This is a genomic window from Maribacter sp. 2-571 (assembly GCF_050589625.1).
Lineage (GTDB): Bacteria > Bacteroidota > Bacteroidia > Flavobacteriales > Flavobacteriaceae > Pelagihabitans.
On the sequence record NZ_JBNGOP010000030.1, the window covers coordinates 42,380 to 63,305 of the forward strand.

The following is a 20,926-nucleotide window of genomic DNA, read 5'->3' on the forward strand; positions in this document are numbered from 1 at the left end:
ACGCATAGTAAATTGAGCAAAATTCCCTATCTTTACCCTAATAATCGAAACGATCAAAATTTATTTGAATGAAAATATTAGTCTGTATCAGTAACGTACCCGACACGACCTCTAAAATCAACTTTACGGAAGGGGACACCAAATTTGACACCAATGGGGTACAATTCGTGATCAATCCCAATGACGAATTTGGTTTAACACGTGCCATGTGGTTCAAGGAAAAACAAGGTGCAACGGTGCATATCGCCACGGTAGGCGATGCTTCGGTCGAACCGACCATGCGAAAAGCGCTTGCTATTGGGGCGGACGAAGGCATTCGTATCAATGCGCTTCCAACGGATGGCTATTTTGTTGCGGAACAACTTGCCGAAGTAGCGAAAAGTGGGGAATACGACCTCATTATTGCAGGAAGGGAATCCATTGACTACAACGGTGGTATGGTACCCGGAATTTTGGCTACGCTGCTGGACATGAATTTCGTGAACACCTGTATCGGACTTGAAGTGGACGGCAACAGCGCCAAGGCAATCCGGGAGATCGATGGTGGAAAAGAGACCCTTAGCACGGACCTCCCCCTGGTTATCGGTGGACAAAAGGGGCTTGTAGAGGAAAGTGATCTTCGCATTCCCAACATGAGGGGTATTATGATGGCCCGTAAAAAACAACTCAATGTAGTGGAACCGGTTTCCGCATTGCAGGGAACAACGGATGTCAAGTTTGAAAAACCGGCCCCAAAAGGAGCGGTAAAACTTGTGGACAACGTAGACGCCTTGATCGATCTTTTGCATAACGAAGCAAAAGCTATATGACCTCAGCACCATATTAAAACGCAACGATTTAAAAAAATAATGTTCCTTGTCCGGTCGTAATATACCGTTCGGGAACGGCTAAAGAAAGTAATATGTCAGTACTCGTTTATACAGAATCAGAAAACGGAAAATTTAAAAAGAATGCCTTTGAAACCGCCTCTTATGCCTATGAGGTTGCCCAGCAATTGGGTACATCGGTTACTGCCGTGGCCATCAACGCTGCCTCGGCGGACGAATTGGCCAACTATGGCGTGACCAAGGTGCTATCGGTTTCCGATGAGCGTTTGAACACCTTCAACGCCAAGGCCTACGCAACACTATTGGAACAGGCCGCCGCACAGGAAAACAGTCAGGTCATCGTGGTGAGCTCCAGTGCCGATACCAAATTCCTGGCCCCTATCGTAGCGGCAAAAACAAAAGCGGGTTATGCCCCCAATGTGGTAGCGGCCCCGGAAAGCACAAGCCCCTTTATCGTAAAAAGGAGCGCTTTTAGTAACAAAGGGTTCGCCCACACCCAAATCAATAGCGATAAAAAGGTGATCGGCGTTTCGAACAACGCCTTCGGAACCGTTGAAAATAAGGTATCGGGAACGATAGCGGACTTCTCCCCTACTTTGGACGACTCCGCATTCTCCACCAAATCGGTAGAAGTGGACAAAGTGGTCGGTAAAGCTACCATTGCGGATGCTGACATCGTCGTTTCCGGTGGTCGCGGACTAAAAGGTCCCGAAAACTGGGGAATGCTCGAGGAATTGGCCGACGTACTCGGTGCCGCGACCGCCTGCTCCAAACCCGTTTCGGATATGGGCTGGCGTTCCCATGGGGAACACGTGGGCCAGACCGGCAAACCTGTTGCGAGCAATCTGTACATTGCCATCGGAATTTCCGGTGCCATACAGCACTTGGCGGGCGTAAGCTCCTCCAAGACCAAGGTAGTGATCAATACCGATCCGGAGGCCCCTTTCTTTAAAGCCGCCGATTACGGAATTGTTGGGGACGCCTTTGAAATCGTACCGCAGCTTACCGAAAAATTAAAGGAATTTAAAGCGCAGAACGCTTAATTTTTGTTAATTTGCATGCCTTAAAGGGCTGTTTAAATGATAGTACGCCTGTTGTTTAAACAGCCCTCTTTGTTATAGGATTATGAGTTTAGTAAGATTAAAAATAAAGGGGATTTCATATAGCCAAACGCAAAATGGGGCCTATGCTCTTATTTTGAACGAGATAGAGGGGAACCGAAAACTTCCCATCGTCATCGGTGCTTTTGAGGCGCAGTCCATCGCCATCGCCTTGGAAAAGGAAATTAAACCACCGAGACCGCTGACCCATGATCTGTTCAAAAATTTTGCAGATCGTTTCGATATTGTGGTCAAACAGGTCATTATCCATAAATTGGTCGATGGTGTCTTTTACTCCAGTATCATCTGCGAACGCGACAAAATAGAGGAAATTATCGATGCGAGAACAAGTGATGCCATAGCCTTGGCGCTACGGTTCAACGCACCGATATTCACGTATAAGACCATTTTGGACAAAGCGGGAATCTTTCTTAAATTTTCCTCCAAGGACAAAGAAACCGAGGATAGCGATGAAAGTATTATGGTCGACGAAATTCTTCAAGAGGGAGAAACGGTAGAAATCGAATCTGGGGCGGCCGATGGTTATAAGGAGCTTACCATAGAGGAGTTGGGAAAGGAACTGGAAAAAGCCGTTGCCAATGAAGACTACGAAAAGGCCGCAAAATTACGGGACGAGATCTCAAAACGAAATTAACACCAGTCCGTTAACACCGCAAGCAGATGATAACGATCAACAGAGGGATATTGCTGTTTGCATTTTTATGCTCTTTTGCCCTATTTGGCCACGACACGGGCTTTTCGGATTCACTTGAAACCTCCATTGTTCCTGCCTTACAAGATAGTTCACCTACCATCAAAACCGCATTGCCAAGCGAAGGCTTTAGTATAAATAGTCTTGCGCGAGGGGCACTGGGAATGGTCGTACTGCTTTTGATCGCATTTGTTTTCAGTTCCAATAGAAAGGCCATTAACTGGAGAACGGTAGGTATCGGCGTAGGCCTGCAGCTATTGATCGCCATTGGCGTTCTAAAAATACCCCTCGTACAAACGGCGTTTGAATCGGTTGGAGAGGTGTTTATCAGTATTCTGGGATATACCCGGGCAGGAAGTAAGTTCTTGTTCGAAGGTTTGGTGGTGGACACCAACACCTTTGGTTACATTTTTGCTTTTCAGGTATTGCCCACAATCATTTTCTTTTCTGCATTGACCTCTTTGCTATTTTACCTGGGAATCATCCAAAAAGTAGTACGTGCATTGGCTTGGCTACTTTCAAAGAGCTTAGGGATTTCAGGAGCGGAAAGTCTTTCTGTGGCCGGTAATATTTTTCTTGGACAAACAGAGGCGCCGTTGTTAATAAAAGCCTATTTGGAAAAAATGACCAAATCGGAAATCCTATTGGTCATGATCGGGGGTATGGCCACTGTTGCCGGAGCTGTTTTGGCTGCTTACATAGGCTTTTTAGGAGGAGAGGACGAGGCGCTACAGCTCATGTTCGCCAAGCACTTATTGGCCGCTTCCGTCATGGCGGCACCCGGAGCCATTGTCATTTCGAAAATGTTATATCCGCAAACGGACGAAGTCAATACCGACGTTCATGTATCCAGCGATAAAATTGGCGCCAATATTTTGGATGCGATTGCCAATGGCACTACTCAGGGTTTAAAACTGGCCGTCAACGTAGGTGCCATGCTTTTGGTCTTTGTTGCCATAATAGCCATGATCAATGGCATCTTGGACTGGACCGGTGAGCTTACCTCACTTAATGATTGGATGGCCGAAAATACGGCCTATGAGAAGTTTTCTTTGGAAGCCGTTCTTGGAACTGTTTTTGCGCCGCTAATGTGGCTGATAGGGGTGGCCAAAGAAGACATCATGCTCATGGGACAGTTATTGGGAATTAAATTGGCCGCCAGTGAATTTGTTGGCTACATCCAACTTGCGGAGCTTAAAAATATGGCTTCTCAACCAAGCCTTACCTACAACAAATCGGTTATCATGGCCACGTATATGCTTTGTGGCTTTGCCAATTTTGCCTCTATCGGCATCCAGATCGGTGGAATCGGCTCGTTGGCGCCCGGGCAGCGAAAAACCTTGTCGGAATTTGGTATGAAAGCGGTACTTGGCGGTTCCTTGGCCTCATTGCTTTCCGCTACTATAGCCGGGATGATATTGGGATGATTTGTCGGTCTCCCATAGCCACCTGCAGTAATATCGAATTAATACTTTTTCCTATTTTCGCCTAATACCAAACAAAAATGAAACAAACCTGTTTACTCTGCGGCCTGTTTCTGGCCCTTTTTTCCTGCCAAAGCGATAATTCCGGCGAAGTTCCCGAAACACCGGAAAACAAGGCGCCCAAAAACTTCAGCCTCCTGACCATTGCCGATAATAGCACTGATGTTGACCTACTAGCCTCCTTTACATGGGATACGGCTGTGGACCCCGAACAAGATGCGGTTCGCTACCAGTTTTTATTGGACGAAAATGAAAATCCTACTACCATTATATCAGAAGGACTTGATACCCCGAACTATACCTTAACAGAAAAATTGAATACCGATACCACTTATTATTGGAAGGTGATCGCGAAAGATACCGAAGGTAATACTGCGGAATCGGGGACGGCGGCTTTTACGACCAGGGGACTCGTGCTTTCCGTGACTACGGTTCAAGAGAGTGCGGCATTCTCCGCAAGAAGTAGACATACCACATTAGTTTTCGACAATAAACTTTGGGTTATTGCCGGAGACTACAAAAATGATGTTTGGTCTAGCACTGATGGCATTATATGGAATTTGGCTACCGAAAATGCGGGGTTTCCAGGAAGAGAATTCCATACTTCGCTAGTTTTTGACAATAAAATGTGGGTCATCGGTGGGCAAATCATAACCGACAGCAACGGACTGGCACTTAATGATGTCTGGTCGAGTTCGGATGGTATCAACTGGAATTTAGAAACAGCAAATGCCGCCTTTGACCCCAGGTTTTTACATTCAACTGTTGTTTTTGATGATAAAATGTGGATTATCAACGGTTTTGATTCGAATAGGGTTCCACTACCATCTCGAATCAACGACGTATGGTATAGCGAAAATGGAGTGGACTGGATACTTGCCACAGATACACCGGAACTGAATGCTACGATTGTAAACGAAGCCGTGGTTTTTAAGGATAAAATATGGGTTATCGCCGGAAACAGTAATGATGGAATAAACAATACGGTGTATGCCAGCTCGAATGGAATTCAATGGGAAACAATTACCGAAAATGCCGCTTTTTCTAAAAGGAATGTTTCCGCTGCGGCAGTATTTCAAGGGAGAATGTGGATTTTCGGTAGGGAAAGAGATCCATTCGATGTTTGGTATAGTTTGGATGGAGTTTCGTGGTTTGAGGCCTCGTTACTACCAGAACAGAATTCTTCTCGTTTTGCTCACCGTGTCAATGTATACAACGATGCTATCTTTTTAATTGCCGGCAGTGAGTTGGGAGTGCCTTTAAACGATGTGTTGAAATTAGAACTTCAAGATTAAATTATAGTCCCAAAAATCAATACGTGGCGTGAAACGGTCTAAACTCCCAAGTAAAAGGTAACGCTACCATTACCCTAATGACAACAACTTATTTTCAGTATAAAGAAATCGATATTTGATATGTTGAATCCTATGAGAACGTATTGGTTGCCCAGCTCGGATACTGGCCGATTAATCGCTTTATCGGAACACCGATTAATTTATGGCCTGATAAAAGGACATGATAAAAACCACCTGTTATCCAACGCTAAAAAAGGTATTTTCCCGGAAGATATTTTTAGTATTCCTTATTCCTATATAAGAAGCATCGAGAATCCCGAAGAAAAAACATACATCCGAATCAATTATGGACAAGATTCGTCGGAGGAGATCAAAACGGAAAACGAAAAAGTAAAAGACGAAGTGTTCGATTCGCTTAAAACACATTTCCCGACTTTTACATACTCCGAACAAACACCTTCAATTTACCGTCATGGAAAACCGCAGTTTTTCGCAATTTTGATCCTAACGGGGCTTTTTTTATGGACGCTTTACCTAGCCATCAATATTGAACAAGGATATGAATATGAACCGCAAGGGTCACGAGTGGGAATTGCGGGCCTCGCATTGGGTATGGCCCAATTTGGGACCACAAAAATTGTAATGGGATATCTTTTCTGATTTCCATTGCTGTTTATGCGCTTATCAAAAAGTTAAAAAACAGAACGCTCACAAGGTATTTGATTCGTAGTCATTGACGAAAGTAATTCGGACAACAAAGGTAAAACCGATTAAAACCCAGGAGACAAAGACCGAACGTTCCCAGAAAAAACGAAACATGACTTTGACAAAAAGGTGTGTCGGATGTACCACCCTAACAGTACCAAAATAAAACCACCAATGATCCAACATTCATTTTGGGGAGAAATAGTAGAAGACTGGGCCGGTTTTTCGCCTGGAGTCAAATTTGTTTCCCCCTATTTCCCTGAAAAGGAAATTAAGTTGTTTTTAGGAACGGAATACGATGAAGACGGCGAGGAAATCGAAATACCGCCCACGACCGATCAATTGGATTCTTTTCAGAAAACATATTCCGCTTTTATCGATGGCATCGACACTGTAATGGAGGCAATAAAAGCACAGACGTTTGAAAGGTATTTGGGCCTCTACGCGCACTACTATGAAAACGAAACCAAATCAGGTACCCCACCACTGGGCATTACCACAATGGACAAACATTTTGTTACGCTACAAGATGTTTTGTATCTCCGGATCTTAGACCACGACACCATCAAAATCCCCATACACTACACCATCGATACCGAGCATGGCCTCGAGATAAAACTGAATGCTAATCGTATTGTAGCCATAGGGGGAATAGCGGAAACGTGAACGATAGCGTTCTCTTTTATGCGCTCCCAAAATTAGGGCGCCCTTTGGTTGATAATTATTTATAACTCCCTTTTTTTATAACGGCCCAACTTGTAACGATGCGCTATATTTATCTCTGCAAACTGCGATACGCACAAGCGCCAATAATCCCATGAAACAATACCACGACTTACTGCACCACGTACTTGAAAACGGCTATCAGAAAGGGGACCGTACAGGTACTGGAACCAAAAGTGTGTTCGGATACCAAATGCGGTTCGACCTCAGCGAAGGCTTCCCCATGGTGACCACTAAAAAATTACACCTTAAATCCATTATTTACGAACTGTTGTGGTTCTTGAAAGGCGATACCAATGTCGGTTACCTGCAAGAAAATGGTGTCCGTATTTGGAACGAATGGGCCGATGAAAATGGCGACTTAGGTCCTGTTTACGGGAAGCAATGGCGCAACTGGAACAACGACGAGATCGATCAGATCAAGGAGGTGGTCCACACTTTAAAAAACAATCCCAATAGCCGACGCATGTTGGTTTCTGCCTGGAACCCCAGCGTGTTACCGGATACTTCCAAATCCTTTTCCGAGAACGTGGCGAACGGCAAAGCGGCATTACCGCCGTGCCATGCCTTTTTTCAGTTTTATGTCGCCGATGGAAAATTATCCTGCCAGCTATACCAGCGAAGTGCCGATATCTTTTTGGGCGTCCCTTTTAACATTGCCTCCTATGCACTGTTTACCATGATGATGGCCCAAGTGTGTGGATACGCCGCCGGTGATTTTGTACACACCTTCGGTGACGCACACATCTACAACAACCACATGGACCAAGTACAACTGCAATTGGGTCGCGAACCTCGGCCGTTGCCCAAAATGATCCTAAATCCGGAAAAGACCAATATTCTTGACTTTAGCTTTGAAGACTTTACTTTGGTGGATTACAACCCGCATCCGCACATTAAAGGCGTGGTTGCCATTTGAGTTGGCCATAGCATTTTATCCTATTGGCATATCCAAAAAGAAGTCACCTTTGACCTAAATTGTAACGACCACAGAATGTTATTTGTTCCGGCAAACACATCCGTGTACGTGGCAACCATAAAAATGAAGGTATTTGAGGTCCGTTTTAACCATTTTTTGACCTTTTTGGAGCCATAGCAACCGTAAGGTTCTTCGTATCTTTAGGGTTTACAACATGACTTATGATACTTACCGATTCGCTCGTGACCTTCTTTTTGGAAACACGGGCCCATACCGAAAACATTTGTGAGCCATTGGAAATAGAAGACTACGTGGTACAACCCATCGTAGATGTTTCGCCCCCTAAATGGCATTTGGGGCATACCACCTGGTTTTTCGAGGAATTTATTTTAAAGCCCCATGCGAACGATTATCGTATTTTCAATGATGATTTTTCCTTTGTATTCAATAGCTACTATGAGTCCGTGGGAAAACGGGTAGTTCGCGCAGATCGCGGAAACCTATCGCGGCCCTCGGTAAAAAAAGTATACGAATACCGATCCCATGTAACCAAGGCCATGACCGCCCTGTTCGAACGGGAACAACCAAAAGCGGTTTGGGAGCTATTGGAAATCGGTATCCACCACGAAAAACAACATCAAGAACTATTACTGACCGACATTAAGTATATTTTGGGCAACAACCCCTTGTTACCGGTATATTCCGATGCTTTCCGCGAACATGTTCCTGAAACGCAAGAAGCGGAATGGATCAATATGGACAAAGGCGTTTATGAGATCGGACATGCCTCGGATGCCTTTTGTTACGACAACGAATTGGGAAGGCACAAGGTATACCTGAATGCCTTTAACATAGCGAACAAACTGGTAACCAACGGCGAATTTATGGCGTTTGTTCTGGACGGTGGGTACACCCGTTTCGACCTTTGGCACGCCGAGGGATGGGACTGGGTACAAAAAAATGGGATAACCGCCCCTTTATACTGGCACAATATCGACGGGGAATGGCATCATTATACCCTTTTAGGATTACAAAAAGTACCGTTGGAGGCCCAGGTGACCCATATCTCCTATTTTGAGGCCTTCGCCTTTGCCCAATGGAAAGGGAGCCGATTGCCTACCGAGTTCGAATGGGAATCGGCGCAGGCACATTTTAATTGGGGAAGTCGATGGGAATGGACCGAAAGTGCCTATTTGCCCTACCCTGGCTACCAAAAAGCGGCCGGTGCCCTTGGGGAATACAATGGAAAGTTTATGGTCAACCAAAAAGTATTGCGGGGCGGCTCCGTGGCAACGCCCATCGAACATACACGACCGACCTATAGGAACTTTTTTCAGACCGACCTGCGATGGCAGTTTACGGGTTTTCGACTGGTACAACAGTAATTTTAAATATCGAACTCGTTTAAACTTTCTCCATTTGCTAAAAAATTGCCCTTTTTCGTCCGTTCTTTGCCTTTTTTTCTTTCCGTAGCCATGCTATGCAACTCAAAAAAGCCTTCGAATGGCCAAAAAATGACTAATTTTCGCTTAAACGCAAAAAGTTTAAACGAGTTCATCATACGCATACTTTTAATACCCTTTACGACATAACTTTTATGCAAACACAGCTTACAACATCTTTTGATACCCCTTTTGAAGAGGAAGTCTATCAGGGACTTATGGCATATCCCAAACACTTGTCCAGCAAATATTTTTATGATGCCGAGGGCGACGCGCTTTTTCAGCAAATCATGGATATGCCCGAATATTATTTGACCGATAGGGAGTTTGAAATTTTTGACACGTACAAACAGGAAATCTGCAATACCTTTAGCAGCGGAGGTGAACCTTTTAACTTAATAGAATTGGGCGCCGGTGACGGTAAGAAAACCAAAATTCTGCTCAAACAATTGGTCGACAGCGGCATCAAATTTACCTACGAACCCATTGACATCAGCCAAAATGTGCTCGACGGTCTGGAAAACTCCTTAAAACGAGAACTTCCAGAGCTTGCTGTGGCCACCCAACAAGGCACCTATTTTGAAGCCTTAAAAAAAATCAACGCCAAGGACGGTACCCGAAAGGTTATTCTCTTTTTAGGGTCGAATATTGGTAATCTGTTGCATCCACAAGCGATCAGCTTTTTAAAACAGGTACAAGGGTTAATGGCCCCTGGCGACCTTTTCTTTATCGGACTCGACCAAAAGAAACATCCGCAAACCATTTTGGATGCGTATAACGACCCCACCGGAATTACGGCGGCCTTTAATAAAAATGTTCTGAAACGCATCAATACGGAATTACAGGCAGATTTTGACCTGGATGCTTTCCTGCATTGGGAGGTGTATGACCCCGAGTCGGGTACCGCTAAAAGCTATTTGGTAGCCAACAGCCCACAAACCGTAAACATTAAAAAACTTGGACTCACTGTAGGCTTTAAGAAATGGGAAACCATTCATACCGAAATATCCCAGAAATACGATGACGAGACCGTTACATGGCTTTCTGAAAAATCAGGATTTCGGATAACGGAACAGTTCACAGATGTTGACGGACAATTTAAAAATTATCTTTTTGAAAAACGATAGCCTCAAAAGGCAGGTCTTACTGAATAACACTTATAATTTATAACATTTTATGAAAGCGATATGGAATAACACGGTCATTGCGGAGAGCGATGATACCGTAGTCGTAGAGAACAATCACTATTTTCCAGCGGAAAGCATTAAAAAAGAGTTTTTTTCGGAAAGTAATACCCATACCACCTGCCCTTGGAAAGGCGTTGCCTCTTACTACACCTTGGAAGTCGCGGGCAAAACAAACGAAGACGCTGCATGGTACTATCCGGAAGTAAGCGAATTGGCCAAAGGCATCAAAGGTCGTGTCGCCTTTTGGAAAGGGGTAACCATTGAAGCATAGGGTGCTATAGGTTATTGGTAAGTTGGGGAATCCCTGGACGATGAGCACAAAAAAACCGGATGCTCCGTTAAGAAAAGGACATCCGGTCTTTGTTTTTTGTTGGAATTCCGTTATAGCTTATAGCTCAATAACGGCATTTTCAGATCCAGCGTAATCGTTCCACTGGTAACGGTCCGCTTCGGCTTCGTTCACATAATCACCGTCGATGATGTATTTGAACTCGTAACTTCCCTCTTTTGGAAGTTCAAAGGTACCTTTGAAATTACCGTTTTTAAGTTTTTTCAAGGTGCTCCCTTTTGGGTTCCAATTGTTAAAATCGCCTACAACGGCTACTTTTTTAGCTTCTTCCGCAGGTACGGTGAAGGTTACTTTGCATACTGGTTTGGTCTTCAAATATTGTTTAGCTACTGCCATGATTTCAAATTTTAAAATTTTTGACAAAATTAGGGCATAAATAACCTAGCATCCAATGACTTAGGTCAGTTTTATCAATTTGGTAATATTTTCCTTACTTTTAAATAGCTTCAACAAAAAAACCACGTTGAATTTTAGAAGTGTTCAAACCCTATTCCCTTGTTTTTAAGATTTTTACAATGGCATCAATGTCTTTTTCGGTGTTATAAAAGTGAAAACTCACCCGAACACCCCCTCCGCGTTGCGAACAGATCACCCCGCTCTTCTGCAATTTTTTAAACGTATTTTCATCGGCTCTAAGGTTAAAAATAGTACTGTGCTCGGTTTTTGAAACGACAACATCGGACAGTAATTTTAATTCAGAGAACGCTTTTTTCGCCTTTTGTGATAGTTCCTTTAAACGCTTTTCTATTTTCCCCATCCCGATTCCCATTAAAAACTCCAACGATACCCGAAGACTTCCAAAATTAAGGGTATCCAAATGTCCGGGCTCCAATCTTTTCGCCAAACCAATGTCGTCCCTACCTTCCAGATCTCCAGCAGCGGCATTGAACCCCGTGGAGGGGGACCGTAGTGCTTCTTCCACACCGTCCTTGAGCAAAACGAATCCATTTCCATATCCGGCCAACAGCCATTTATAGGCACTGGCCCCTAACACATCAAAAGGTCCTTCTTCAAAGTTAAAATCCACCGTACCACAAAACTGGGTGCCATCGGCTATGAGCAACAGTTCCGGATGTTCCTTTTTTAATTCCCTTAAAAATTCGATGTCCATGGCAATCCCGTCCACCCACTGTACCACGCTAAAGGCGAAAACGGTAATCCCTTCCTCGAGTATCAGCTTCCGTATCCGGTCTTCAAAACGGTCATTGGTGTCAACGTATAAACAATTGAACCCTCTATCTTCAAATGGCCAATTTACCGATGGGTAATCGTCTTCAAGCAATAGCACCTTACTCTTTAGATCAAGCCCTTCCAATAGAAGGTTGAGTCCAATGGAGAAATTGGGTACTAGGGCGATATTTTCCGTTTTACAATGAAAGAACCGCCCGACCGTTTCCCTGACTTTTGGAATATCCCGCACCATTGCGTTCATTTTCATGTTACTGCCACCTTCCAAAAACTGCTGATCGTGTCGGTGCCGCCATGCTACCAAATCCGTGTACATTAAACCCGACGCCGCGGTATTGGCATAAATCCCTTGCGATAAAACCGGAAAGTGTTTTTGATAATCGTCCATAATACCATTAAAAAGGCGTTTGCCGTATATTTGTTCCTAAAGATACTGGAAACCGATGTTCTCCAAAAACAAAAATATCCCGAGCCTTGACCTTGAGCAGCATGATGTTCTTGAACATGCCCAAAAGCGGATCAGGCAAAAAAAACGACTGTATTCCCACTTTGTCATTTTCCTTATCGGGAGTGTTTTTCTAGTACTCATCAACAAAATTTTAAAGTACGGTGCGGACTATGATTGGTTTATATGGGCGATAACCTTTTGGGCGTTTTTGTTCGTTATCCATGCTTTTAACGTACTGGTCACCCACAAGTTTATGGGAACCGACTGGGAGCGACGGCAACGGGAAAGGCTGGTCGCCAAACAAAAAAAGCGCATCGCCGAAATACAAAAGGAAATCGAGACCGATTTTCCGTTATCCAACATCAACAAAAAAGAGGGGGCCAATAGTAACGATAGTGCTCAAGACGCTTTGTAGCAGAAATTGTTTTAAAAGACACTTTTTGTTCGTACCATTATCATCATGTGAAAATAGCATATGGCAAAGTTAATACTGATAGCGGCGGCGGCCGAGAATAACGCACTCGGGAAAGACAATGAGCTGCTTTGGCATTTGCCCGACGATTTTAAGCATTTTAAAACAAAAACGATGGGGCATACCATAATCATGGGCCGCAAAACGTTCCAGAGTTTTCCCAAGCCCCTGCCCAAACGTCGACATATTGTTATTTCCCGAAATACGGACTACACCATCGAACACGAAAGTTGTGAGGTAACCCATTCTTTGGAAGCGGCCATCGCAAAAGTGGCCGACGAGGAGGTGGTATATATTATCGGTGGTGGTGAGATATACAAACAAGCGGAGCCTTTGGCCGATGGTATCGAACTGACACGCGTACATACCGTTTTTAAGGATGCGGACACTTTTTTTCCCGAGTTAGCGGAGCAAAACTGGGAACTGACGTCCGAAACATTGCATCCTAAAGACGAGCGCCACGCCTTTGCCTTCACTTTTTTATCTTACCGTAGAAAGTTGCCGGTCAAATAAAACACCTAAAAATCGAGTTCGGATACCGTTACCTCCGTTGCCGTTCCCGACACAAAACGGTTTAAAATAGTGGCATCCGCGTTGGTATAGAAAACACCATTTCCTTTTTTTTGGTCCTTGTTCAACAATGCTCTTTCTGTCAACACTGCCTTTGTTTGACGGGCCACCGCTTCGCCGGAATCGATAATTTTCACATGGGCCGGTAACAACTTACGCAACAAGGGAATCAAATAAGGATAATGGGTACACCCCAGCACCAAATGATCGATACCCGCCACGAGCATTGGGGCCAAATATTCCTTTAAAAGGGATTCCGTTTTGGGTGATTCCGCTTCGTATGCCTCGATCAAGGGTACCAAACCGGCACCTTCCTGTTCGATAATGGCAATATCGGCGGCATGTAGTTCGGAAGTGCTATGAAAAAGGGCACTGCTCAAGGTACCTTTGGTGGCCAATACCCCTACCACTTTTGACTTGGATTTTAAGGCCGCGGGCTTTATTGCGGGCTCAATGCCGATAAAGGGTACGTTATACGAAGTACGAAGATGGGCAATAGCATTGGTTGTTGCCGTATTGCAGGCGACCACCACCGCCTTGCAATCCATTTTTAACAACAGTTCGGTGTTTTTAATGCTCAATCGCTTTATTTCCGCTTCAGCTTTGGCACCGTACGGGGCATTGGCACTATCGGCAAGATAAATGGTATGCTCATTGGGCAAAAGGGTGATGATTTCCCTCCAAATGGAAGTACCTCCAACTCCAGAATCAAAAATACCTACGGGACGTTTATCCATTTGTTAGCGCTTATTCCAGAACCTCCGAAATAGGGTTGCCCGTTGTTCCATTAGGAAAGGAAATACCCAGGAGTGTGGCCATTGTAGGGGCAATATCGGGTATTTCGGTCCGGTTAACCGTGCTACCGCTACGGATTCCCATTCCATAGAACAACAGCGGAACATGGGTGTCGTATACCTGTGGAGAACCATGGGTAGACCCTGTAACGCCATAGGTGACCATACCGGGGCGCAATACTACCAATACATCTCCCGAACGTTTTTGATGGTAACCGTTCTGCAAAATATACGGAATGCCCTTCACATAATTATTATTACGCATTTGTACTCCCGTATACACCCGGTCGATGCCTTCGTAGGTAAGCAATTCGGTGGCCATACGTTCCTGTACCTTTCCCAGGTCCAAATCCAGATTGTTCACGATCTTGTGGTCCAAAAAGAACTGATCGTTCGAAAAATTCTTAACGATGTCCTTGGTACCATATGTATACTGTAAAAAGGTGCCGAAGCGTTCTTTTAGCGCGTCCCATTCCATATAGCCCGCAGGCAGTTTTCTTGATTTGAGATAAGCGGGCACGTCAATGGCACCATGATCGGCCGTTAAAAAAACGGTATAGGTCCCGTCACCTACTTTTTTGTCAAGCCCTTTGAACAGTCGTTCCAGATCCTGATCCAAACGCAAATAGGTATCCTGTATTTCCTTTGAATTTACCCCGTAATGATGTCCTACATAATCGGTACTGGAAAAACTCACTGCCAAAAAATCGGTAATGGCGTCCTGTCCCAAATTTTCACCGGATAGGGCCGCCAGAGCAAAATCGGCCGTTAGACTGTTCCCATAAGGGGTCGGCCTAATGATATCGAACTGATTGTTAGCCCCCCACAATGTAGGCAGGTCATGAGGAAACGTAGGACTTTTTTCCCCTTCGAAAAGGGACTCGAACGGATTGTTGTCCAAACCACTTTCCGTGTAGCTGTTCAAGGCTTTGAGCGCGGTCCACGGCTTTTTATATTGTTCCGCCGCGTTGGAAGCATTAAAGTCGGTTACCCATTTGGGCAATTCGTTCATGTAATATGTACTGCTGATCCAATGGCCTTCCTCCATACCGTGAAACCAGTATGCGGCATTGGCCGTAAACCCTCCGGGAAGTACGGCTCCCCGATCTTTTAAGGCAATGGCAATGGTTTTGCCCCGCATTTGGGTATGCAGCCGAAGTTCATCGGTAATGGTACTGACCAACATTCGCTTGGGCGACATGCGACCGGTATCGGAATCGGTACCTACAGCGGTATATTCGTTATCGGAGGCACAATACACCTCGGTAGCACTTCCCTTTTCGTACCAATTGTTGCCAATAATACCGTGGGTAGCCGGGGTGGTACCGGTATATATGGAAGCATGTCCGGGACCGGTACTGGTGGGCGAATAATTAAAGTGATTGTTTTTACAATTGAACCCATTGTTTACCAACCGTTTGAAACCCCCATCACCATAATGGTCCCAAAACCGGGTCAGGTAATCATAGCGCATTTGATCTACTACGATACCGACGACCAGTTTGGGCCGCACCTTCATTTCTGAAGCCGTAGTAGCCTTGGAACCGTTTTTGGATTTTCGTTGCGAAAAGGTGTTATGTGTAGTGAAAAACAAGAAAAAAAACAGTAGGGTAATCCAAGGGGCATTCTTTAACATTCCAGTATCTATTAAGGGTATAAAAGTAAGTAAATTCAATCTTAATATTTTAAATCAAGGTTAAATGATAGCCTTTATTGTTATTTTTACCCGAAGAAGTCAATTTTTGTTTCATGAACTATCTTGCTCAAATCGGCAGTTACTTTTTAATGCTGCGTGAAGTCTTTAAAAAGCCGACAAAATGGCGTATAATGAAGACGCTGATCCTTAAGGAAATCGATGAGCTCGTATACAGTTCTTTGGGCATCATCATTTTTATATCCTTTTTTATCGGTGCGGTAGTGACCATACAGACCGCCCTGAACCTTAACAATCCGCTGATACCAAAAAATCTCATTGCCTTTGCCACCCGGCAATCCGTTATTTTAGAATTCGCCCCCACTTTTGTTTCAATTATCATGGCGGGCAAGGTAGGATCTTACATCACCTCCAGCATTGGTACCATGCGGGTAACCGAACAGATCGATGCCTTGGAGGTAATGGGGGTAAATGCCTTGAATTATTTGGTTTTCCCAAAGATCATTGCAATGTTGTTTTACCCTTTTGCAATCGCTATAGCCATGTACGTCGGTATTTTCGGGGGTTGGCTTGCCGGGGTATTCGGTGGTTTTTTAACCAATGCCGATTTCGTAACAGGTCTAACACTTGATTTCATCCCTTTTCACATCGCCTATGCCTTTATAAAAACCTTGCTCTTTGCCATTGTAATTGCCACCGTACCCGCTTTTCACGGTTTTTATATGAAAGGGGGGGCGCTAGAGGTGGGTAAAGCCAGTACCACGGCCTTTGTTTGGACGAGTGTGGTGATCATTATTCTCAATTATATACTAACACAACTTTTATTAGGCTAATGATCGAAGTAAAGGACATTCATAAATCGTTTGGGGAAGCCCATATTTTAAAGGGAATTACCACCACTTTCGAAAAGGGAAAGACCAATTTGGTAATCGGGCAGAGCGGTTCCGGTAAAACAGTATTCCTTAAATGTCTGTTGGGCCTTTTTTCGCCAGAGGTGGGCGATATTGTTTATGATGATAAAGTGTACGCCAACCTCAGTGGGGACGAACAACGTGATCTTCGACAGGAAATGGGCATGGTTTTTCAGGGAAGTGCATTGTTCGATAGCCTTACCGTGGCCGGGAACGTTCAGTTCCCTTTGGAAATGTTTACCAAGCAATCCAAATCTGAAATGCAAGATCGGGTAGATACGGTATTGAAAAGGGTCAACTTGATCGATGCCCATCATAAATTTCCCTCCGAAATTTCAGGAGGTATGCAAAAGCGGGTTGCCATTGCAAGGGCAATCGTAATGAACCCAAAATACCTCTTTTGCGACGAACCCAACTCGGGTCTTGATCCCAAAACGGCAATCCTTATCGACAACTTGATCAAAGAGATCACCGAAGAATACCACATCGTGACCATCATCAACACCCATGATATGAATTCGGTAATGCAGATAGGGGAAAAAATTCTCTTTCTCAAAAACGGATTAAAAGAATGGGAAGGCACCAAACATGAAATTTTCAAGACCGACAACGAAGCGGTAACCGGTTTTGTCTATTCTTCGGACCTTTTTAAAAAAGTGCGGCAAATGTATATCGAGGAACGGAACTGATATTTTATCGTAATCATTTCAACCAGATGAGCACGGAAAACCCGGGCAAAACTTCAAAACATTCTCTTTACCACACATACAATATCCGATGAAACCCCCGTTTATGAAAAGTACAATGGTGTCTTCTCAAGTCTCTTTTGAGATTTTCATGAAACCTAGACCTGGACACCGACAATTAAGAGATTAAAGAAAAAACCAACAGCGATCGACAAAAAAGTATACCCTATGAGCAAAATTCCCATTCTAATTTCATGTGTCTTTTTATTGCTTTTGGGCCATTCGTGCCAGCCTTCGGATTCGTTCGAGGAGAGCGCAACGCTTTCTGAATACTTGCAGAACAATACTTCCAAGTCCATTGAAGCGCTTCATACCGCTCTCGAATCCGATATCGCTTATTTGGATACCGTGTTAGGGGATGCCGAAAACACACAACTGTATTTTTCATTTGGTTTCTCGGCCGGCGGAAACGGGAACGACGAGACCGATTTTGATATTGCAGCACCGCTCGAAGTCCGTAATATAAAGGACTCCATTGCGTTGGCCTTTGCCGAGGATATCGAAGATTTGAGCATGGGGCAAGACTTCATACATCCCAACTCGGAACTGCACGTGGACTATCCGGACGCGGTAGACGGTGGTATCATTACCGCTGATTTTGACACGATTTTTTTTGAAGGCAAAACAGTACCCCTTAAGGCGATAGGACTGCAAAACGTAGATAGTGCAATGGTGACGCTAAAGTATTTGTTTCCGACCGAGATCGAACGTTTGGAACTATCGTCCGATGCTGATGTCGCCAGTATGGATAAAATAACCGAAATCGATCTTTTTAAGGGAAACGAGGTAGAATTTTCAATGCCACAGTTGCAGTATCAAAAAGTATTGGGATACCAAGCCGTAACGGCCGATAACCGATTGATGGACCATACCGCTTCCTCCTCTTTTCCGTTGACCGTCGTCCGACATGAGGTATTGGATCGACTTACACGTACCCTAGACCTCATGAAACAGGCCACAGACCTAAAAAGTGCCCCTGAGGCGATAGCGTTGTTACAACAAATACCGGAAACCGTTTTTGAAGATCACGTTATGCTAAATCAAATGAAAGCGGATGTCAAAACTTTTGAAGACGCCCCAGTAGAAGAAATGATTTCGGGCATCAAGCAACTCATTGAAGACCATCACCAGGTCCTTGCTCCGGAGAAACAGTCCATTAGCCTCGGGTTTCCCGCAACCGTCGCAACACTCTATGTATACATCGCCAAAGAATACGATAGCATTTCCAAAAGGAACATTGCCCATAATTCGCCATTGGAAGCGAACACCTTTATCCCATATATGGATTCCATCACCCAAAAATATGGCTTGGCGGATACCAAAGGTAATGTTCTCATAGCCGCCCGATTTAAAAATGAGTTATTACAGGTAGATGGAAGTAATTATTTTAATAGCTACCCCAGGAACAGCTATTTTTTAAATGTGGACAAAAAGGAGTTGATCGAAATCCAGCACAAATCCTTTGTGAAAAAGATGGATGAGGAGCGCTCTATTTTTAAGGATAGTCTGGACTATTGGGGTGTTTTAAAAAACAATACCGAAGTCGTACTCCCGTTTCAATTCGATAATATAGAACCTATAGGAAATTCCTTTGCCGTGATGAAATCGTTGCGGGGGCGTGCGCGCCGCTCCATCTTGAATGCCAAAGCCGAACCATTGATCGAGAATTTGAGGGACGTTACCGTGGCGGACAATGAAAACATGGCACTGGTGGAAACCAAGGACAGAAAGATGGGTTTGATCGATGGTGACGGAAACTACAAAATAACACCTCAGGAGTATGCATTGGGTTTTACCGAAAACAATTCCCTCCTCACCTATACCTCTGGTCGTTACAAAGGATTGATGACAGCCGATGGGCAACCGTTAACGGAAGAAAAGTATCGAGAAATATATGTTGACGAGGGCAATTATATACTGGTTGAAGATGGTACCGATTTCATGTTCAAATTCCTTCAACTCGACGGAACATCGGCCATACCGGGCCAGTATGAGGATGCGTTCAGCTTTATTGGCGACAGGGCTTTGGTAGCAGTCGAAGACGGGGTTTGGGCCTTTATAGACAAACAAGGGACTATCGTAACCAAAATCCCCGAAAGTGCCGGCGACTTAATAGACATCAAAGGGGAAAATGAGGAAACCCGGTACGTTTTCAGAAAAAACACCTATGATGCCCAAGGCAAAGCACTCCAAAACTAAATATCCTTATCCTATGATTATAAAACGTATTCAAAATACCGTTTTCAAAAAGCGGCTGGTACTGTTCTTGGGCGTGGTACTCGTGTCCTGCGGTCAACAGAACAAAGACGTCCATTTCGGGGAAGCCCCTTTGCAACTGAACGGATTTAATTTTGATTTGGATATCCCAAACTTTTTTAATGACGAGGCCTATTTCAGGCACAAAGCGGACATCTCTATGCGGGCCGAAGAGGAAATGGTGGAACTGGACGACCAAGACGAACCTTTCGAATATGTGCGGTACAGCCAATCGTCCTTTTCTTCGGACACCAAAGTGGCCGCGTATGGGGATCTGGTGTTTCGGAAAATTCTTTTATGTACGGATCTTGCAGATGAAAACACCTATCTCGTAGGGGCACAACAAGAAGACCTGACCGCATCGGATATCGATAAACTGGTAAACAACTTAAAAAAGGACTACGGTACGCCCACCCCATATATTGATATTGAGAAAAAAAATGACAGGGCCTCCTATGAGTGGTACTTAGAAGACAAAGTGGTAAAATTGGTTTTGAACGTGCAAACCACATCGGATATGGAAGAAGCACCCGAAGACGGTTGGCAACGCATACTGTATGACAATGAAGAAGATTTGAGTGCTACCCTATTTATAGCGACCAAGCAGTTTGATCAGGTCATGCAAGAGGCCTATTCCTTTAGTGGAATGCTGGTTTATTATCGATAAAACGATCCGATCGAGACCATATTGTAAAGGACAAAAGACAAGCTCAAGTGTCAAACTCAAATTCAAACACAAAAATCAAATTCAAATTCAAATTCAAAATTACTAGGAATACCTACTAGCCACTTTTTACTCACTGCACTAATTACTGCAAACTACCAATCGCCAATGCGAACTGATAATTGCTAATTGAAAAAGGAACAAAGACGAAAGACAAGTTCAAGCTCAAGTTCAAAATCACCCGCTCACTATTCCCTTTCTTCACAATGCTACCTACTCAATACTTTGTACTAACTACTTTATACTTATTTGAAAAAGGACCGCTGCGCTGAAGGAAAGTTCAAACTCAAGTATCAAATTCAAGTGCAAACGCGAGCGAACAAATTTTCACTCACCACTTTTTACTAGGGCGTGTTAACACAAAATAGGTATCTTTGTTAAATGGAATTGACGGATACCCAATTTGAAACGATCAGCTCT

The 20,926-nt window shown here is 44.2% G+C and carries 21 protein-coding genes; 17 read left to right on the forward strand and 4 right to left on the reverse strand.

The genetic code is table 11. The features are described from left to right. Positions 1–68: 68 nt before the first annotated feature. The 11 genes from ACRD7P_RS17730 to ACRD7P_RS17780 all read left to right on the forward strand — a co-directional run bounded on the left by ACRD7P_RS17730 (position 69) and on the right by ACRD7P_RS17780 (position 10,665). Positions 69–809 carry an electron transfer flavoprotein subunit beta/FixA family protein gene (locus ACRD7P_RS17730; RefSeq protein ID WP_430909022.1) on the forward strand — a complete coding sequence of 247 codons (741 nt, stop codon included), beginning with the start codon at positions 69–71 and terminating at the stop codon, positions 807–809. 92 nt (positions 810–901) lie between these two features. Next, positions 902–1,870, forward strand: a complete 969-nt coding sequence (locus ACRD7P_RS17735) for an electron transfer flavoprotein subunit alpha/FixB family protein (protein WP_430909023.1) — start codon at positions 902–904, stop codon at positions 1,868–1,870. A gap of 82 nt (positions 1,871–1,952) precedes the next feature. Continuing rightward, the gene (locus tag ACRD7P_RS17740) at positions 1,953–2,582 is read left to right on the forward strand and encodes a bifunctional nuclease domain-containing protein (protein WP_430909025.1); all 630 of its coding nucleotides are present in this window, start codon (positions 1,953–1,955) and stop codon (positions 2,580–2,582) included. Positions 2,583–2,608: 26 nt separating this feature from the next. After that, positions 2,609–4,066: a NupC/NupG family nucleoside CNT transporter gene (locus ACRD7P_RS17745; RefSeq protein ID WP_430909026.1), complete on the forward strand. Its 1,458-nt coding sequence runs from the start codon at positions 2,609–2,611 to the stop codon at positions 4,064–4,066. A gap of 77 nt (positions 4,067–4,143) precedes the next feature. Next, positions 4,144–5,418, forward strand: a complete 1,275-nt coding sequence (locus ACRD7P_RS17750) for a hypothetical protein (RefSeq protein WP_430909027.1) — start codon at positions 4,144–4,146, stop codon at positions 5,416–5,418. A gap of 120 nt (positions 5,419–5,538) precedes the next feature. Further along, complete coding sequence (locus ACRD7P_RS17755) at positions 5,539–6,078, forward strand: hypothetical protein (RefSeq protein ID WP_430909028.1); 540 nt, start codon at positions 5,539–5,541, stop codon at positions 6,076–6,078. Between the two features lie 219 nt (positions 6,079–6,297). After that, positions 6,298–6,789, forward strand: coding sequence for a DUF6985 domain-containing protein (locus ACRD7P_RS17760; protein WP_430909029.1), 492 nt, complete (start codon positions 6,298–6,300; stop codon positions 6,787–6,789). Positions 6,790–6,940: 151 nt separating this feature from the next. Further along, positions 6,941–7,765 carry a thymidylate synthase gene (locus tag ACRD7P_RS17765; protein ID WP_430909030.1) on the forward strand — a complete coding sequence of 275 codons (825 nt, stop codon included), beginning with the start codon at positions 6,941–6,943 and terminating at the stop codon, positions 7,763–7,765. Positions 7,766–7,986: 221 nt separating this feature from the next. Beyond that, positions 7,987–9,150, forward strand: coding sequence for an ergothioneine biosynthesis protein EgtB (gene egtB / locus ACRD7P_RS17770; protein WP_430909031.1), 1,164 nt, complete (start codon positions 7,987–7,989; stop codon positions 9,148–9,150). 212 nt (positions 9,151–9,362) lie between these two features. Beyond that, positions 9,363–10,334 carry an L-histidine N(alpha)-methyltransferase gene (gene egtD, locus ACRD7P_RS17775; RefSeq protein ID WP_430909032.1) on the forward strand — a complete coding sequence of 324 codons (972 nt, stop codon included), beginning with the start codon at positions 9,363–9,365 and terminating at the stop codon, positions 10,332–10,334. A 49-nt stretch (positions 10,335–10,383) separates the two neighbouring features. Continuing rightward, positions 10,384–10,665 carry a DUF427 domain-containing protein gene (locus ACRD7P_RS17780; RefSeq protein WP_430909033.1) on the forward strand — a complete coding sequence of 94 codons (282 nt, stop codon included), beginning with the start codon at positions 10,384–10,386 and terminating at the stop codon, positions 10,663–10,665. A gap of 117 nt (positions 10,666–10,782) precedes the next feature. Here ACRD7P_RS17780 and ACRD7P_RS17785 read toward each other — a convergent pair whose 3' ends face one another. Then, positions 10,783–11,079 (reverse strand): isoamylase early set domain-containing protein, encoded by a 297-nt coding sequence (locus ACRD7P_RS17785; RefSeq protein WP_430909035.1) that lies wholly within the window; start codon positions 11,077–11,079, stop codon positions 10,783–10,785. A 151-nt stretch (positions 11,080–11,230) separates the two neighbouring features. Beyond that, positions 11,231–12,319: an aminotransferase class V-fold PLP-dependent enzyme gene (locus ACRD7P_RS17790; protein WP_430909036.1), complete on the reverse strand. Its 1,089-nt coding sequence runs from the start codon at positions 12,317–12,319 to the stop codon at positions 11,231–11,233. A gap of 55 nt (positions 12,320–12,374) precedes the next feature. Here ACRD7P_RS17790 and ACRD7P_RS17795 point away from each other — a divergent pair, with 55 nt between their 5' ends. Next, positions 12,375–12,794, forward strand: a complete 420-nt coding sequence (locus tag ACRD7P_RS17795) for a 2TM domain-containing protein (protein WP_430909037.1) — start codon at positions 12,375–12,377, stop codon at positions 12,792–12,794. 60 nt (positions 12,795–12,854) lie between these two features. Further along, positions 12,855–13,364 (forward strand): dihydrofolate reductase, encoded by a 510-nt coding sequence (locus tag ACRD7P_RS17800; protein WP_430909038.1) that lies wholly within the window; start codon positions 12,855–12,857, stop codon positions 13,362–13,364. Between the two features lie 5 nt (positions 13,365–13,369). Here the strand turns inward: ACRD7P_RS17800 and murI are convergent, their stop codons facing one another. Together murI and pafA are read right to left on the reverse strand one after the other, a co-directional pair. Next, positions 13,370–14,158 (reverse strand): glutamate racemase, encoded by a 789-nt coding sequence (gene murI, locus ACRD7P_RS17805; protein ID WP_430909039.1) that lies wholly within the window; start codon positions 14,156–14,158, stop codon positions 13,370–13,372. A 10-nt stretch (positions 14,159–14,168) separates the two neighbouring features. Then, positions 14,169–15,851: an alkaline phosphatase PafA gene (gene pafA, locus ACRD7P_RS17810; protein WP_430909048.1), complete on the reverse strand. Its 1,683-nt coding sequence runs from the start codon at positions 15,849–15,851 to the stop codon at positions 14,169–14,171. 113 nt (positions 15,852–15,964) lie between these two features. On the opposite strand from pafA, the gene ACRD7P_RS17815 reads away from it, so the two are divergent. The 4 genes from ACRD7P_RS17815 to ACRD7P_RS17830 all read left to right on the forward strand — a co-directional run bounded on the left by ACRD7P_RS17815 (position 15,965) and on the right by ACRD7P_RS17830 (position 20,449). Further along, the gene (locus ACRD7P_RS17815) at positions 15,965–16,702 is read left to right on the forward strand and encodes an MlaE family ABC transporter permease (RefSeq protein WP_430909040.1); all 738 of its coding nucleotides are present in this window, start codon (positions 15,965–15,967) and stop codon (positions 16,700–16,702) included. Next, positions 16,702–17,469 (forward strand): ABC transporter ATP-binding protein, encoded by a 768-nt coding sequence (locus ACRD7P_RS17820; protein WP_430909041.1) that lies wholly within the window; start codon positions 16,702–16,704, stop codon positions 17,467–17,469. The genes ACRD7P_RS17815 and ACRD7P_RS17820 overlap by 1 nt, the downstream gene beginning before the upstream one ends. 225 nt (positions 17,470–17,694) lie before the next feature. Continuing rightward, positions 17,695–19,725, forward strand: a complete 2,031-nt coding sequence (locus tag ACRD7P_RS17825) for a WG repeat-containing protein (protein WP_430909042.1) — start codon at positions 17,695–17,697, stop codon at positions 19,723–19,725. 13 nt (positions 19,726–19,738) lie between these two features. Beyond that, positions 19,739–20,449, forward strand: a complete 711-nt coding sequence (locus tag ACRD7P_RS17830; RefSeq protein ID WP_430909043.1) for a hypothetical protein — start codon at positions 19,739–19,741, stop codon at positions 20,447–20,449. The last annotated feature ends 477 nt before the right edge of the window (positions 20,450–20,926 follow it).

Bases quoted from the DNA above. Each gene is read 5' to 3' on its own strand.
- ACRD7P_RS17730 (WP_430909022.1), top strand. From the start codon at position 69: ATGAAAATATTAGTCTGTATCAGTAACGTACCCGACACGACCTCTAAA.
- ACRD7P_RS17735 (WP_430909023.1), top strand. From the start codon at position 902: ATGTCAGTACTCGTTTATACAGAATCAGAAAACGGAAAATTTAAAAAG.
- ACRD7P_RS17740 (WP_430909025.1), top strand. From the start codon at position 1,953: ATGAGTTTAGTAAGATTAAAAATAAAGGGGATTTCATATAGCCAAACG.
- ACRD7P_RS17745 (WP_430909026.1), top strand. From the start codon at position 2,609: ATGATAACGATCAACAGAGGGATATTGCTGTTTGCATTTTTATGCTCT.
- ACRD7P_RS17750 (WP_430909027.1), top strand. From the start codon at position 4,144: ATGAAACAAACCTGTTTACTCTGCGGCCTGTTTCTGGCCCTTTTTTCC.
- ACRD7P_RS17755 (WP_430909028.1), top strand. From the start codon at position 5,539: ATGTTGAATCCTATGAGAACGTATTGGTTGCCCAGCTCGGATACTGGC.
- ACRD7P_RS17760 (WP_430909029.1), top strand. From the start codon at position 6,298: ATGATCCAACATTCATTTTGGGGAGAAATAGTAGAAGACTGGGCCGGT.
- ACRD7P_RS17765 (WP_430909030.1), top strand. From the start codon at position 6,941: ATGAAACAATACCACGACTTACTGCACCACGTACTTGAAAACGGCTAT.
- egtB (WP_430909031.1), top strand. From the start codon at position 7,987: ATGATACTTACCGATTCGCTCGTGACCTTCTTTTTGGAAACACGGGCC.
- egtD (WP_430909032.1), top strand. From the start codon at position 9,363: ATGCAAACACAGCTTACAACATCTTTTGATACCCCTTTTGAAGAGGAA.
- ACRD7P_RS17780 (WP_430909033.1), top strand. From the start codon at position 10,384: ATGAAAGCGATATGGAATAACACGGTCATTGCGGAGAGCGATGATACC.
- ACRD7P_RS17785 (WP_430909035.1), bottom strand. From the start codon at position 11,079: ATGGCAGTAGCTAAACAATATTTGAAGACCAAACCAGTATGCAAAGTA.
- ACRD7P_RS17790 (WP_430909036.1), bottom strand. From the start codon at position 12,319: ATGGACGATTATCAAAAACACTTTCCGGTTTTATCGCAAGGGATTTAT.
- ACRD7P_RS17795 (WP_430909037.1), top strand. From the start codon at position 12,375: ATGTTCTCCAAAAACAAAAATATCCCGAGCCTTGACCTTGAGCAGCAT.
- ACRD7P_RS17800 (WP_430909038.1), top strand. From the start codon at position 12,855: ATGGCAAAGTTAATACTGATAGCGGCGGCGGCCGAGAATAACGCACTC.
- murI (WP_430909039.1), bottom strand. From the start codon at position 14,158: ATGGATAAACGTCCCGTAGGTATTTTTGATTCTGGAGTTGGAGGTACT.
- pafA (WP_430909048.1), bottom strand. From the start codon at position 15,851: ATGTTAAAGAATGCCCCTTGGATTACCCTACTGTTTTTTTTCTTGTTT.
- ACRD7P_RS17815 (WP_430909040.1), top strand. From the start codon at position 15,965: ATGAACTATCTTGCTCAAATCGGCAGTTACTTTTTAATGCTGCGTGAA.
- ACRD7P_RS17820 (WP_430909041.1), top strand. From the start codon at position 16,702: ATGATCGAAGTAAAGGACATTCATAAATCGTTTGGGGAAGCCCATATT.
- ACRD7P_RS17825 (WP_430909042.1), top strand. From the start codon at position 17,695: ATGAGCAAAATTCCCATTCTAATTTCATGTGTCTTTTTATTGCTTTTG.
- ACRD7P_RS17830 (WP_430909043.1), top strand. From the start codon at position 19,739: ATGATTATAAAACGTATTCAAAATACCGTTTTCAAAAAGCGGCTGGTA.